The sequence below is a fragment of the Phenylobacterium sp. RIFCSPHIGHO2_01_FULL_69_31 genome (assembly GCF_001824475.1).
Taxonomy (GTDB): domain Bacteria; phylum Pseudomonadota; class Alphaproteobacteria; order Caulobacterales; family Caulobacteraceae; genus Phenylobacterium.
The window spans coordinates 294,834-309,781 of sequence record NZ_MHXN01000003.1 but is presented as its reverse complement, the minus strand read 5'-3'; the positions used below and the strand labels follow the sequence as shown (position 1 = coordinate 309,781).

The 14,948-nt window shown below is 69.3% G+C and carries 9 protein-coding genes and 1 pseudogene; 7 read left to right on the top strand and 3 right to left on the bottom strand.

The window, feature by feature from the left end; translation table 11 throughout:
* Positions 1 to 21: 21 nt before the first annotated feature.
* Entirely contained in the window at positions 22 to 513 is a 492-nt protein-coding gene (locus tag A2790_RS01655) for a hypothetical protein (RefSeq protein WP_293386969.1), read from the top strand.
* A gap of 7 nt (positions 514 to 520) precedes the next feature.
* Here the strand turns inward: A2790_RS01655 and A2790_RS01650 are convergent, their stop codons facing one another.
* Positions 521 to 3,691, bottom strand: a complete 3,171-nt coding sequence (locus A2790_RS01650; RefSeq protein ID WP_293386968.1) for an amidohydrolase family protein — start codon at positions 3,689 to 3,691, stop codon at positions 521 to 523.
* 28 nt (positions 3,692 to 3,719) lie between these two features.
* Positions 3,720 to 6,194, bottom strand: a complete 2,475-nt coding sequence (locus A2790_RS01645; protein ID WP_293386967.1) for a TonB-dependent receptor — start codon at positions 6,192 to 6,194, stop codon at positions 3,720 to 3,722.
* 396 nt (positions 6,195 to 6,590) lie between these two features.
* On the opposite strand from A2790_RS01645, the gene A2790_RS01640 reads away from it, so the two are divergent.
* The 6 genes from A2790_RS01640 to A2790_RS01615 all read left to right on the top strand — a co-directional run bounded on the left by A2790_RS01640 (position 6,591) and on the right by A2790_RS01615 (position 14,649).
* Complete coding sequence (locus A2790_RS01640) at positions 6,591 to 7,775, top strand: endonuclease/exonuclease/phosphatase family protein (protein WP_293386966.1); 1,185 nt, start codon at positions 6,591 to 6,593, stop codon at positions 7,773 to 7,775.
* Positions 7,776 to 7,866: 91 nt separating this feature from the next.
* Positions 7,867 to 8,541, top strand: a complete 675-nt coding sequence (locus A2790_RS01635; protein WP_293386965.1) for a TetR/AcrR family transcriptional regulator — start codon at positions 7,867 to 7,869, stop codon at positions 8,539 to 8,541.
* Positions 8,542 to 8,613: 72 nt separating this feature from the next.
* Positions 8,614 to 9,612: a glutathione S-transferase gene (locus tag A2790_RS01630; RefSeq protein ID WP_293386964.1), complete on the top strand. Its 999-nt coding sequence runs from the start codon at positions 8,614 to 8,616 to the stop codon at positions 9,610 to 9,612.
* Positions 9,613 to 9,624: 12 nt separating this feature from the next.
* Positions 9,625 to 10,479, top strand: a complete 855-nt coding sequence (locus A2790_RS01625; protein WP_293386963.1) for an aldose 1-epimerase — start codon at positions 9,625 to 9,627, stop codon at positions 10,477 to 10,479.
* A 140-nt stretch (positions 10,480 to 10,619) separates the two neighbouring features.
* Positions 10,620 to 12,263: a glycoside hydrolase family 43 protein gene (locus A2790_RS01620; protein ID WP_293386962.1), complete on the top strand. Its 1,644-nt coding sequence runs from the start codon at positions 10,620 to 10,622 to the stop codon at positions 12,261 to 12,263.
* Between the two features lies 1 nt (position 12,264).
* Positions 12,265 to 14,649, top strand: coding sequence for a glycoside hydrolase family 3 N-terminal domain-containing protein (locus tag A2790_RS01615; protein WP_293386961.1), 2,385 nt, complete (start codon positions 12,265 to 12,267; stop codon positions 14,647 to 14,649).
* Positions 14,650 to 14,670: 21 nt separating this feature from the next.
* Here the strand turns inward: A2790_RS01615 and A2790_RS01610 are convergent.
* Positions 14,671 to 14,948, bottom strand: a pseudogene (locus tag A2790_RS01610) (hypothetical protein); the annotation flags it as partial.

Below are 14,948 nucleotides of genomic sequence, written 5' to 3'. Positions count from 1 at the left end.
CCCTTCGAGAGGACGCCCAAGATGAACATGCGCGCGATCGTTGCAGGCCTGGCGGTGAGCGCCGCCCTGCTGACAGCTCCGGCCCTGGCCCACCCCGTCGACGGCGCCTGGAAGGAGCAGCACAACAACACCCCCGGCATCACCACGCCGGCCAACTTCAAGCTGACGATCTGGATGAAGGTGGAGGGCGATACGCTCCACTATCACTCGGAGAACACGACCCAGCCAGACAAGCCCTATATCAGCGACCACGTCTCGACGCTGGACGGCAAGGTCGCGCCGTTCCCCAACCAGACGCGCTTCAACGAGATTTCGACTCTGCTGACCGAGCCCTATGAATTGCAGATCCTCAAGATGAAGGATGGCGACGTGATCGCCGGCGAGTTCTGGACTTTCAGCAAGGACGGCAAGACGGCGGTGCGCCGCGGCATCGGCAAGAGCCCGGAAGGCAAGTCCCGCGCCTACCAGGAGCACTTCGTGAAGGTCACGGACGAGCCGAAGTACAAGAAGTAGCGGCGGCTCAGACCTCGGTCGCCCGGAAGATCCGGCGGCCGCCGGCGCCGACGGCGCAGAAGCCATCCACGCAGCAGGCGGCGCGGCCGGACTCCACATAGGCGGCGTCGTGCCACCAGAGCCCGGGGGGCGCCGCGCGCGCCGCGCTGCGCACGGGCGTCGCCTGGGCCGTCTTCAGGCTGGCGAACGGCCCGAGGATCGCCGGCAGGTCGTACGCCTCGCCGTTCTTGATCACGTGGCGGACGGCGGCGGCGTCCTCGATCCGCGTCAGGGGATCGCCCTCGGTCACGACCAGGTCGGCCAGCATCCCGGGCTTGATGACCCCCAGCGGCTGGTCCAGGAATTCGCCGGCGTAGCGGGTGGCGGTGGTGAGAGCCTCCACGGGCGTCATGCCGAACCTGACCATCGCCCGCAGGTTCATGTGCAGGCTGATCCCGTTGAAGTCGATCGGCGAGTCGGTGCCGGTCACCACGCGGCCGCCGCCCTTCAGGATCGCCCGCAGGTGCGCGACGTTGCGCTCGAGCGAGGCCAGGGGCGCGCTGACGTCGGCGGACCGGAGCTGGGCCGCGCGCTGCTGCAGCTTGGCGTATTCCCACGGCGGGTAGAGCGCCCGGGTCCGCGGATCGTCCACCAGCGAGCGGTCTTGGGCGTAGAGGACCGAGGAGGTGAAAAGCGTCGGGGTGCGGCGCGCGCCGCTGGCCGCGAACAGAGCCGTGACGTCTTCGTAGCTGACGCCCAGCTGGCTCACCGTGCGCGAATAGCCGGTGCGGCTGGTGGCGCCGATGTGCTCCATCCCGTCCAGGCCGAAGTTCAGGGCCGGGTAGTGGTAGTGCGAGGTGACGGGGATGCCCTCGGCGTGGGCCCAGGCGGTGATGTCCCGCTGCGCCTGCAGCGGCTGGCGGACGTAGGATTTCAGCAGGTCGTAGCCCAGGGCCTTGGCCCGCGAGAGCTCCAGGTCCATCTGCCCCGGCTCGGTCACCGGCCGCATGAAGTTGTAGTAGATCCGCCCGCCGTCGATCGCCTCGCCAGTGGAGAAGTAGCGCGGGCCGAGGCGGAGCCCTGCGTCGATGGCTTCCCGGTCCTCGACCATGTGGTAGGCGGGCGAGCCCGGGGAGCGGGCGGTGGTGACGCCCAGCGACAGCCACAGGCGCCCCTCGCGGTCGCCGTAAGCGTAGCCCTGCATCTGGCGGTGGGCGTGCATCTCCACCAGGCCGGGGATCACGGTGGCGTCGCGGGCGTCGATGGTCCGGGCATCCCCCACGGGCACGCCGGCCGGCGCGAGCTCGGCGATGCGATTGTCCACGACGACGATGTCGACGTCCTTGCGGGCGCTCGCGGCCAGTCCGTCCCAGAGGCGGCCGGCGCGGATGACGAGGCGGCCCTTCGGCTTGGCTGTGGCCCAGGTGATCCCGTCGGCGACGGTGGTTGGCGCCCCGCCCGTGGCGTCGATCAGCCGGAGCTCGCCGTTGCAGAGGTAGAGGAGCTTGCGGCTGTCGCCGCTCCAGGTGGGAGCGTCGGTGACCTCGGCGTTCAAGGCCTTGGGCGGGCCCGTCATGACGCCCCGGGCGTCCACCGGCGCGGTCCAGAGGCGGCTCGCGAACACGAAGGCGAGGCTCTTGCCATCGGGCGACCAGACCGGGCCGTCGTCCCCGCGCGTGCCCAGAGATTTGTGTGGGAACACCGGCTGGTAGGTCGCCGCGCCCGTGGCCACGTCGATGGTGAGGATCTCGCTCAGCCCCTCGCGGAACCGGGCCGCATAGGGCTTGAAGGCCGCGAGGGCCAGGGTCTTGCCGTCGGGGCTCCAGGTGGGTTTGCCGGGCTCCCAGATGGCGCCGAACACCTGCCGGATCTGGCCGCCGGCCACGTCGACCGTGTGGAGCGAGCCGTTCTGGTCGAGGAAGGCGATCGTCTTGCCGTCGCGCGACCAGGCGGCCGAGACGGCGGCGTCCTTGTGCGTGGTCAGCCGACGTTCGGCGCCGCTCGCCATGTCGCGCAGCCAGATGTCCAGCTTGCCGCCGCGGTCCGTTGAATAGGCCAGCGTCTTGCCGTCGGGCGACCACGCCGGGTCGCAGACCCAGAACCCGTCATCGACCAGCCGCTTGGCCTTGCCGCCGAGCGGCAGCAGCCACAGGGCGTTCAGGGCCCGGAAGACGACCTGCGACCCGTCCGGCGACAGGGCCGGGCTGCCGATGCCCACGACCGGCCGCGCCCCCGCGCCGTCATAGTCCCGCTGGCGCTTCCTGTAGTTCGGCCGGGTGACCGGAACCGAGAGGCTGAAGGGGATGTCGCTGACCTGCCCGGCCGGGGTCCGGCGCCGGATCTTGCCATCTGCGGAATAGACCATGTCACCGTTGGGCAGCCAGGCTGGGCGGAACGGAAAGACGTCCTCCCCCGAGACCAGGGCCCTCTCCGGCCCGATCATCTCGGACCGGCCGTTGGCGAGCAGCGGATAGACGATCCCTGTGCCGTCCGTAGTGAAGGCTGGGCTGTGCAGCTCGACGGGGTTCATCCGGTCGGCCGACGCCTTCACCGCAGGGCCGACCGAGCGGCTCCCGCCGGCGTCGACGATCTCGACCCGCGCCCGCTCTACCGCGAAAGCGATGCGCTGCCCATCGGGCGACCAGGCGGGCTCGCAGGCCTGGCCCTCGGCGGTGGCCCACAGCCGGATGGCGCCCGTGGCGAGGTCCAGGACGTGGATGGCGTAGGCGCCCGTCCGATCCGACGCGAAAGCGATGGATTTGCCGTCTGGCGAGAAGCGCGGCTCGCGGCAGTCGAACGGTCCCTCCGTGAGCTGCCTGAGCCCGGTCCCGTCGGCGCCGACCGTCCAGATCTGGAACGAGCCGTCGCGATAGGACTGGAACACCAGCCGCTTGCCGTCCGGCGACCAGTCGGGCTGGGCGCCGTCGGTGAGGTCGTCGGTGAGCCGCCGGGCCGGGCCGCCTGCGACCGGGATGGTCCAGATCACGCCATAGAGGTCGAACGCCAGGGTCCGTCCGTCCGGCGCGGCGGAGACGGCGATGTTCGTCCCCTCCGTGACCGTGACCTGCCGCACCGCCGGCCGATCCTTGGAGGGCGCGCCGACGGCCGCCGGCGCGGCCAGGGACGACGCGGCGATCGCCGTTCCGCCCATCGACAGCAACCGCCGGCGATCCACGCCGCCGCGAGGAGATTTACGCATCGAACGCCCCCGGATCCCCACCGCCGCCTCAGAACTTCGCGATCACCTTGGCATAGTAGAACCCACCGGCGATCCCGAAGGGGGAGAACTGGTTGAAGTAGGAGAATGGGCCCGTCGCCGCCCCCCGGTTCGCAGGCTGCACGATGTCGGGCAGCACATCGGTCAGATTGTTGGCGCCCAGCGAGACCCGCAGGTTCTCGGTGAGGTCGTAGGCCAGGTCCAGGTCCACGATCCCGGTGGGCGAGACGGTCTCGTCCAGGTTCGGGTTCGCCGAGTTTCGCTGGGTCACCTTGCCGTAGCGCGTGATGCGCAGGTTGGCGGTGAACTTCTGGATCGTCCATTCCGCCGAGGCGATCTGCTTGTTCCGCGGTGTGCCGACGGTGAAGTTGCCGATCTGCCCGCGGCCCACCAGAACGAGGCCGGCCGCGGCCAGCATGGGCGGGGGCGGGGTGATGCGGTCGAACTTGGTCTTGTTGAAGTTGGCGCTGAGGGTCCACTTGACCGAGCCGTACTCCCCGAAGTCGGAGCGGTAGTCGATGACCGCATCCAGGCCGCGGGTCGTCGTGTCCGCGGCGTTGGCGTAGTAGAACGCGGCCTGTCCGCCCGGCAGGCCGGCGGCGATGAGGGCCGCGCTGACCGCCGCATTGGGGCCCAGCTGCTCACTCTGCAGGATGCGGTTGCGGATCTCGATCTCGTAGACGTCGACGGTGGCGTTGAGGCTTGGCAGCGGCTGCATGACCAGGCCGACGGAGTAGTTGGTCGACTTCTCCGGCTCGAGCGGCTTGGCGCCGAGGGCGATCGCGGCCGGGTTGTTGGTCGGCAGGATCTGGGAGGGGCCCAGCTGCGCGGGGCGGCCGGGCAGGGCGACGTTGATCGTGCTGGCCGATCCGTAGTGCTGCTGCTGCAGTGAAGGCGCCCGGAAGCCGGTGGAGGCGGTGGCGCGGATCGCGTAGCCCTCGATCGGCTCCCAGCGCAGCGACGCCTTGCCGGTCTCGGCCGTGCCGAAGTCGGAATAGTCTTCGTAGCGCCCGGCGAGCGAGATCTCGAAGTTGTCGGTCAGGGCCTGCTCGATGTTGAGGTAGAGGCTCTTGTTGTTGCGCTTGAACGTGCCGGCCGTGTTGGGCGGGAAGCCCGAGACGCCGTTCGCGCCGCCGGCGACGGCGGCGGGGTTCGTGGCCAGCGGATGGCCGGCCGGATAGCGGAAAGGGCCGGTGTCGTAGGATTCCGGCTGGCCCGCGGTGATGACGAACTCGCTCTCGCGATACTCGGCGCCCGCGGCCACGAACATCGGCTTGGCGAGACCGAAGTCGAATTCGCGGCTGACGTCGAAGTTGCTGGTCCATTCCTTGAAGGTCAGCGTCCCCAGATAGAAGTAGGTGGGCGAGGCGGGGCCGTACGAGGCGTTCAGGGAGTTCTCGTAGTAGCCCACCTTGTTGCGGGCGAGCGACGTGGACAGGTCCCAGTCGAAGCCGAACAGGTCCGAGCCCTTGGCCCCGACCGCCGTCTGGTAGTCGCGGTCCTTGAGGAACAGGCGCGGCGAGTAGCCGTCGGGATAGACCGTCGCGTTGTTGTTGAAGGCGCTGGGCGCGCGGAAGGTCAGCCAGGCGGCTGAGTTCCGGCTCGACACAGTGCCGAAGCTGTAGAGCCTGACGGTCTCGCTCACGTCCCAAGCGGTGTTGTAGCCCAGCGAATAGACCTGGGACGCCGGCGCGCCGGGGTGTGAGACGTGCCGATCGATGGTCTGCTCGCGCGGGTCCGGAACGCCCGGCGCGATCGGGAAGTAGAGGTTGGCGGTGGCCGGCGTGTACTTGCCGCGATCGACCAGGTTGGTGGTGCGCGCATCCAGCGTCAGGTTCAGGAAGGCGCTCTCACCCAGGCCCATGCCGTAATTCAGCGAGCCCTGCAGGGTCTCGCCATCGCCCTGCAGCGTCGTGCCGGCCAGGGCCGTGAACGAGCCCCCCTCGGCATCGTCCTTGAGGATGATGTTGATCACACCGGCGAGGGCGTCCGAGCCGTACTGCGCCGAGGCGCCGTCGCGCAGCACCTCGATCCGCTGGATCGCCGAGGAGGGGATCAGGTCGAGGTCCGGCGGCGACTGGCCGGCCTGGGTCGTGCCGTTGACGAACAGGATGGCGGTGTTGTGCCGCCGCTTGCCGTTCACCAGCACCAGCGTCTGGTCGCTGGCCAGGCCGCGCAGGGACACCGTCTTGATGGCGAAGCTGGCCCCGGCGCCGGAATTGGAGGTGTTCGCCGAGGGCACCAGCGTGGAGATCAGGTCGCGGGTCGATTGCTTGCCGCTCTTCTCCAGCACCTCGGCGCTCAGCACGTCGATCGGCGCCAGGCTGGTGGTCACGGTCCGCGCCGTCGACCGGGTGCCGGTGACGATCAGTTCGTCGATGACGGAGGCTTCGGCGGCTGCCTCGGCCGCCCCCGCTGTATCCGCCATCGCAAGGGCGAGACCCGAAATGCCCGCCAGCAGAAACGTCCTCTTGAATACCCGCACTCGCCCCGCTCCTTCGGCCAAGATCCTGACCCTCGCGGCGCTTCCCCCTGGACAGTCCGGAGTCTCTCCACCGGCTGTTCTTGGGGGCACGTGAGATGCGGCCTGCGCATACCGCAACGTGGAAAGACGAGATGGCGAGGTGGATTGAGGCGGGTTTCCGATATTGCATCAAATACAGGCTAAGCGCGTCTCCTTTAGAGCAAAGTGGCCGGAAGCGAGGCTTTGGGATTCGCGATGACTCAGTTGATGGGCTTTTATACACAAATGACGATTTGGCGCTGCTGCTGAAAACTGAAGGCTTGGCGCGACGTGGGACATTCGTCGCGAGCCGCAGCGGATTTTCTTGCCATGGTTGTGTTCTTGGGAGCTACTTCCCGGACGAAGATGGGGGTCGCTATGAGCAACAACTATGTCGACCTGCGGCGCCTTCTGGCGCGTGAGCCCACGGGCGGGCGACGGTGCGCCGAGCGCCTGCTGAAGATGCGGGCGTCGCTGCAGGACCTACGCAAGCGCAAGAGCGACGACACGCTGCTGCTGGCGACCTGGAACATCAGGGATTTCGAGTCCAACAAGTTCGGCTACGGCCCGCGGCTGCCGGAGAGCTACTACTACCTGGCGGAAATCATCTCGTGCTTCGACCTCGTGGCGCTCCAGGAGGTGAACCGCGACCTCACGGGCCTGGAGAAGCTGATGCGGATCCTCGGTCGGGAGTGGGACTACATCGCCACCGACGCCACGGAGGGCCACGGCGGCAACGACGAGCGGATGGCGTTCGTCTTCAACACCGAGAAGGTCTGGTTTCGGAAGATCGCGGGCGAAGTGGTCCTGCCCGAAGGCCAGCTGGTCGTGGCGCAGAAGAAGGTGAAGACCCCGAAGGGCGCTGCGCCTGCGGCCGAGCCCACCGCAGCGGCTGCGGCCAAGGTCAAGGACCAGTACGAGGAAGTGAAGCAGCAGTTTGCCCGGACGCCGTTCCTGGTGGCCTTCCAGTCCGGCTGGTTCCGCTTCAGCCTCTGCACGGTCCACATCTACTACGGCGCCGACAGCGGGGCGAAGCTGAAGCAGCGCATCGCCGAGATCGAGCGGCTGGTGGAGTTCTTCGCCAAGCGGCAGGACGACGACAACGACGCCGAGCGCGACGTGAGCGGCGCGGTCGAGAACTACATCGTGCTGGGCGACTTCAACGTCGTCAGCCCCAAGCACAAGACCATGGAGGCCCTGGTCAGCAACGGCTTCCAGGTCCCCAAGCAGATCGACGGGGCCAAGGTCCGCAAGACGGGCGACCACTTCTACGACCAGATCGCCACACGGGTGAAGGATCCGCGGTTCGAATGCGTCGGGGGCGGGATGGTCGACATGTTCGCCGACGTCTTCCGCGAGGAGGACCTGCCGATCTACGACGCGTTCATGCCGGCGTCCGATCCCGAGTCGGACCCTCGCTTCCACGCCGACACGCGCGAGAAGCTGTTCCGGAAATGGCGCACCTGGCAGATGTCGGACCACAGGCCGCTGTGGATCCAGATCCGGACCGATTTCGCCGACAAGTACCTTCAGGACCTGCTCGCCCCGCCGCCCGTCCCCTGACGGTCCGCCGCTCGCCCCGGCGCTGATCCGGCGCGGATTGGAAAGGCCGCGAGGGGCGGCTAAACCGCGGGGTGAGCAGCGGAAGGTCCAGATGCCGAAACCGAAGCCGGACGACGGCGGGTCCGATCCGACCTGGACGCGACCGGCCTATCAGAACCGGAGCCGCGAACAGCGGGACCGGCTGCTGAGGGCGGGCGAGCGCGCGTTCGCCGCGGCGGGCTTCTGGCAGACGCACATCACCGACATCGCCAAGCGCGCCGGCTGCTCGGTGGGCAGCTTCTATCGGCGGTTCGAGGACAAGGAGGCCTTCTTCCTGGCGCTCCAGGCGGACATGGCGACCCGCGCCGAGGCCAACATCGCCAGGTTCTTCGAGGACCCGGCCCGCAAGCAGGAGACGCTCGCGGAGCTGCTACGGCGGCTGGCGGGCAACACGGCCCGCACCATGCGGGGGATCGAGGGCTACTATCGGGCTCTCTTCGAACTCAGCCTCCGCGGCCAGAACGTCTGGCCGCCCATGCGACGGATCGAGGCGATCGAGGCCGAGTTCGTGGTGCAGCTGCTGACGGCGCGCGGGGTCGCCGTCGACGAGCGAACGCGGCGGCGGGCGCAGCTCGCCATCCGAATGATGCACGGCCAGATCATCTCGGCCATGCTGCACGGCCCCGGCCCCTGGGCCGCCGACGATCCCGAGCTGCACGACGAGCTCAGCCTCATGCTGATGCGCTACCTCGGCATCGACGACGCGGCCGGCGGCCGGAAGGATTGAGGCGCCGGGCCGGGTGACCGGGCGGCGGCGGTAAAGAACCAGAATGTCTGTTCTGGTCTCGGGAGGAAGTTCATGACGGCGCCCTACCGCATCTTCGGCTCGGAGATGTCGCCCTATTCCGTGAAGGTGCGATCGTACTTCCGGTTCAAGGGCGTTCCGCACGAATGGGTCCCGCGCAACGCGGACTCCGACGAGGCCTACAGGCGTTACGCCAAGCTGCCGATCGTGCCCACGGTGGCGACGCCGGACGACGAGGGGCTGCAGGACTCGACCCCGATCCTCGAGGCCGTCGAGGCGCGGTTCCCCGAGCCGTCGATGCATCCGGACGATCCGGCGCTCGCCTTCCTCTCCGCCCTTCTCGAGGAGTTCGGCGACGAGTGGGGCAACAAGCTGATGTTCCATCACCGCTGGTACGCAGATGTGGACCAGGCAGCCTCCGCCCAGACCCTGGGGCGTCTGAGCCTGCCGCACGGCACGGACGAGCAGGTGGCCGCGCGGACGAAGATGATCCGCGAGCGGATGACCGGGCGGGGCCACTTCGTCGGCTCCAGCGAGGCGAACGCGCCCCTGATCACCGCCTACTACCTGGAGCTTCTGGACCTCCTGGAACCGCACCTGGCCACGCGGAAGTACCTGTTCGGGGCGCGGCCATCCTTCGGGGATTTCGGGCTGTCGGCGCAGCTCTACGAGTGTTCGGTCGACCCCACCTGCGGCGGCATGATCCGGGCCCGGGGGCCGGCGGTGCTGGACTGGTGCCATCGCATGCTGGAGCCGCGCGTCGACGGGCCGTTCGAGGACTGGGAGAGCCTGAAGCCGACGATGGCGCCGCTGCTTGCCTATGTGGGCCGCTACTTCCTGCCCTGGTCCACGGCCAACGCCGCCGCCCTGATGGAGGGCGACCCGGAGTTCACCATCGAGTTGGCCGGCGCGCCCTACACCCAGCCGCCGCAGAAATACCACGCCAAGTCGCTCGCCGCGCTCCGGGCCCGCTACGCGCCGCTTGAGGGGAACGATGCGCTGAAGGCGATCCTGCGGGAGGCCAATGCCCTGCCGTTCCTGCGGCCGGCCTAGGCGGGGCAGGGCATGGCGCGAGACACGCTCCAGGCGGGCGACCTGCGGCTGGCCTTCGATCCAGACCTCGGCGGCGCGATCCTGTCGCTCACCCATGAGGGGGAGGACCTGCTGCGCCCGACGCCCGACGGAACCACTGACGTGCTGGAGACGGCCTGCTTTCCGCTGGTCCCCTACGCCAACCGCATCGCGGACGGGCGGTTCACCTTCGCGGGCCGGACCGCCGCGCTCAGCCGGAACATGGCCGGCCAGGCCCATCCGCTGCACGGCGACGGCTGGCGTGCGGTCTGGCAGGTCGAGGCGAAGGGCGCGGACTTCGTCACCCTGGTCTTCGAACCCGCGGCGACCGAATGGCCGTGGCGCTATCGGGCCCGCCAGACGTTCCGGCTGACCCCCGATGGTTCGACCTTCGAGGTGAGCGTTCTGAATGCGGTGGACACCCCCGGGCCGTTCGGCGTGGGGTTCCATCCCTATTTTCCGCACAGCGCGACGGCGCGCCTGACGGCCCGGACGACCGGTCTTTGGCAGTCATCCGCCGACCTGCTGCCGACGGAGCTGGTGGCCGCCGCGCCGTGGGCGGATGGGGCGCCGGTGCGGAGCGATCGTCTTGTGGACCACTGCCACACAGGCTGGACCGGTCCTGCGCGGATCGACCTGGGTCCCGGCCGGCCGAGCCTTGAGGTGACCGCCTCGCCGGAGTTGGGTTGGCTGCACGTCTTCGCGCCGCCGGCGGAGGACTTCTTCTGCGTCGAGCCGGTCAGCCACGCGCCGAACGCCCTGAACATGATCGATCCCGCGGCGCACGGCATGCGGGTGCTGTCCCCCGGCGAGATGCTGTCGGCCTGGATGCGTATCGATCTCATGTGAGCGCTAACATTTCCGCTTGAAAGGTCTGACCACGTCCGGCACAACGTCATACAGACGGCGGCGCAAGACCGCCCGAGGAGACGTAAGGAGGGCGCGTGGCGGCGGTGTCGCGGAGGCAGATCCTCACCTTAGGCGCAGGCATGGCCCTGGCGCTCGCCCTGGTCGAATCCGCGAGGGCCGCGTCCGAGGCGCGCTTCGACTGGTTCGAATATCGCGGCCATGATCCCGCTGACGCCACGCCGCTGAAGCCCGGGGAATACCGGAATCCGATCCTGCGCGGCTTCCATCCCGACCCCAGCCTCACGCGGGTCGGTGACGACTTCTACCTGGTCACCTCGACCTTCGCCTATTTCCCGGGGCTGCCGGTGTTCCGGAGCCGCGACCTGGTCACCTGGACCCAGATCGGCAACGCCATCGACCGGCCGGGTCAGCTCGACTTCACGGGACGGGGCCTGTCGCGGGGCGTGTTCGCGCCGACCATCAGCCACCGGGACGGGACGTTCTACATCCTGAACACCTGCGTCGACTGCGGCGGCAACTACCTGATCACGGCGACGAACCCCGCCGGTCCGTGGTCCGATCCGATCTGGATCAAGGAGATTGAGGGCATCGATCCGTCGTTCGTCTTCGACGGCGACCGCACCTGGATCCTCAACAACGGCCCGCCCGAGGGGACGCCGCTATACGAGGGTCATCGGGCGATCTGGATCCAGGAATTCGACCTCGCCGCCCGCAAGCCCATCGGCCCGCGCAAGGTGCTGGTGAACGGCGGCGTCGATCTCTCGACCAAGCCGATCTGGATCGAGGGGCCGCACATCTTCAAGCGGGGCGGCTGGTACTATCTGAGCTGCGCCGAGGGCGGTACGGCGGAGGGCCACTCGCAGGTGATCCTGCGCAGTCGGAACGTGCTGGGACCCTACGAGCCGTGGTCCGGAAACCCGATCCTGACCCAGCGCGGCCTGCCCCTCGACCGGCCGCACCCGATCACCTCCGCCGGCCATGCCCAGCTGGTCGAGACGGCCAAGGGCGAGTGGTGGGCCAGCTTCCTGGCGACCCAGCCGTACGCCGGCGACCTCTACAACACCGGCCGCGAAACCTTCCTGCTGCCGGTCAAGTGGACGGACGACGGTTGGCCCGTGATCCTGCCGGCCGGCCAGGCGATCCCGCGGGTGCATCGGCGGCCGGACCTTCCGCCGGCGTCCGCGAGGACGCCGCCTGCGCGGGAGGAGTTCGACGGCGAGGCCCTGGGGCCTGAGTGGATGACGATCCGCACGCCGCGAGGGTCCTGGCATCGCCTTGAGGGCGGCGCGCTGGTCCTGGCCGGCGCCGAGCCACTGGGCGGCAAGGGGCAGCCCGCCTACGCCGGGCGCCGCCAGCAGCACGTGGAGGCCGAGGCCGTCACCCGCGTGCGGTTCACGCCGGAGCATGACGGCGACCGCGCCGGCCTGGCGGCCCTGCAAAGCAGCGACTTCTTCTATGCGCTCACCGTCACGCGGAGGGGCGGCGCGGCCGTCGTGGCCCTGGAGCGCCGGGCCGGCCCGCGCGATCCCGAGCATGGCGCAACCGTCGCGACAGCTCAGGTCCCCGCCGGCGCGCCGCTCGACCTGCGCATCACCGCCCGGGGGGGAAAGTACGACTTCGCCTATGCACGCTCGCCCGGCCGCTGGATCACCCTGGCCGCCGACCAGGACGGCACGATCCTCTCGACCAAGACGGCCGGCGGCTTCGTCGGCGTGACCTTCGGACTCTATGCCTATAGCCCGGCCAGGCCGGACGGAGACTGACATGACCCCTCTGACCCGCCGCCGCTTCGGCGCCAGCCTCGCCGTCCTTGCCGGAGCGCTCGCGGCGCCCGCCGCCCGGGCCGCGGCCGCCGCCCCGCCGCTCTACAAGGACCCGACCGCGCCAATCGCGGCCCGCGTCGACGACCTCCTCGGCCGCATGACGCTGGAAGAGAAGGTAGCCCAGATGGTCGGCATCTGGCTGAACAAGGAGCAGATCCAGACCTCCGAGGCGGAGTTCTCGGCCGAGGCGGCGTCGAAGGCGTTTCCCCATGGCCTGGGCCAGATCTCCCGGCCCTCCGACCGTCGCGGCGCCAAGGCCGGGGCCTTCGCGGGCGCTGAGCCGGGCACCATCAACCGCACACCCGCCGAGACCGCCCGCTACATCAACGCGGCGCAGAAATGGGCGATGGAGAAGACCCGCCTGGGCATCCCGCTGCTGATGCACGACGAGGCGCTGCACGGCTATGTGGCCCGCGAGTCCACCAGCTTCCCGCAGGCGATCGCCCTGGCCTCCACCTGGGACCCGGAGACGGTCGAGAAGGTCTTCGCGGTCACCGCCCGCGAGATGCGGCTGCGCGGCTCCAACATCGCGCTCGCGCCGGTGGTGGACGTGGCGCGCGATCCGCGCTGGGGCCGGATCGAGGAGACCTATGGCGAGGATCCCCACCTCTGCGCGGAGATCGGCCTGGCCGCCATCCGCGGCTTCCAGGGGCGCACCCTGCCGCTGGCCAAGGACAAGGTGTTCGTCACGCTGAAGCACATGACCGGGCACGGCCAGCCGGAGAGCGGGACCAACATCGGGCCGGCCCAGATCTCGGAACGGACCCTGCGCGAGAACTTCTTCCCGCCCTTCGAGCGGGCGGTGAAGGAGGCCAACGTCCGTGCGGTGATGCCCTCCTACAACGAGATCGACGGCGTGCCTTCGCACGCCAATCGTTGGCTGCTGCACGAGGTGCTGCGCGAGGAGTGGGGGTTCCAGGGCGCAACCCTCAGCGACTATTTCGCGATCCGCGAGATGGTCACCCGCCATAAGATGTACGAGACGCCGGACGATGCGGCGGTGGCGGCGATCAAGGCGGGCGTCGACGTCGAACTGCCCGATGGCGAGGCCTTCAACCGCCTGCCGGAGTTGGTGCGCGCGGGCCGGATCAGCCAGGCCGAGATCGACGCCGCCGTGCGCCGCGTCCTGACGCTGAAGTTCGAGGGCGGCTTCTTCGAGAACCCCTACGGCGACCTGAAGAACGCCGACCGGCTGACCGCCACGCCCGACGCCATCGCCCTGGCCCGGCAGGCCGCCGCCAAGGCGATGGTGCTGCTCAAGAACGACAAGGGCCTGCTGCCACTCGACGCCGGCAAGGTGGGCCGCCTGGCGGTGCTGGGCACGCATGCCCGCGATACGCCCATCGGCGGCTACAGCGATATCCCCCGCAAGGTGGTGAGCGTGCTGGAGGGCCTGCAGGCGGAGGCCAAGGGCCGGTTCCAGGTCGACTACGCCGAGGCGGTCCGCATCACCGAGAGCCGGGTCTGGGCCGCCGACGAGGTCAAGCTGGTCGATCCCGCGGTGAACGCGCGGCTGATCGCCGAGGCCGTGGAGGTCGCCAAGAGGGCCGACGTCGTCCTGATGGTGCTGGGCGACAACGAACAGACCAGCCGCGAGGCCTGGGCGGACAACCATCTGGGCGACCGCGACAGCCTGGATCTGATCGGCCAGCAGAACGACCTGGCCAAGGCCATCTTCGCCCTGGGCAAGCCCACCATCGTGCTGCTGCTCAACGGGCGGCCCCTGTCGGTGAACCTGCTGGCCGAGAAGGCCGACGCCCTGATCGAGGGCTGGTATCTGGGGCAGGAGACCGGGCACGCGGTGGCGGACGTGCTGTTCGGCCGGGTCAATCCGGGCGGCAAGCTGCCGGTGACCGTCGCCCGCAACGCGGGGCAGCTGCCAGTGCTCTACAACGCCAAGCCCAGCGCCCGCCGCGGCTACCTCTTCGCCGACGCCGCCCCGCTCTATCCCTTTGGCTTCGGCCTCTCCTACACGACCTTCGAGATTGGGGCGCCCCGGCCGTCGCGCGCCAGCATCGGCGCCGGCGAGAGCGTTAGGGTCGAGGTGGATGTGAAGAACACCGGCTCGCGGGCCGGTGACGAGGTGGTGCAGCTCTATCTCCGCGACGAGGCCGCGTCGGTGACCCGGCCGGTGAAGGAGCTGAAGAAGTTCAGGCGCGTGACCCTGGCCGCCGGCGAGACGCGCACCCTGGCCTTCGAGCTCACGCCGGCCGACCTTTCCATCTGGAACATCGACATGAAGCGGGTCGTGGAGCCGGGCAAGTTCACGGTGATGGCGGGCGGCAACAGCCGCGACCTGAAGTCTGCCTCGTTTACCGTGGCCTAGACCGAGTGCGGGACGTCGGGTTCAGTCCTGGTCCCAGGACGGGTCCCGCGGCTTCCGCGGCGCGAGCAGGCCGGGGTAGGGCGCCTTGCCGATGCGGTACTCGCACCAGACATCGCCTTTCGGGCACGCGAAGGTCTTGTCGAACACCTTCTTGAGCTTGGGACTGACGACCGCGTAGGTCGGCGCGGTCTCGGCGCCCTTGGCCAGCGCCTCGTCGCAGGCGGCCCGCTCGGACTTGGTCAGGGCGAGAAGGTCCGCGGTTCGGCACCCCAGCTTCGCCCGCAGCGCCGCGCGGGTCC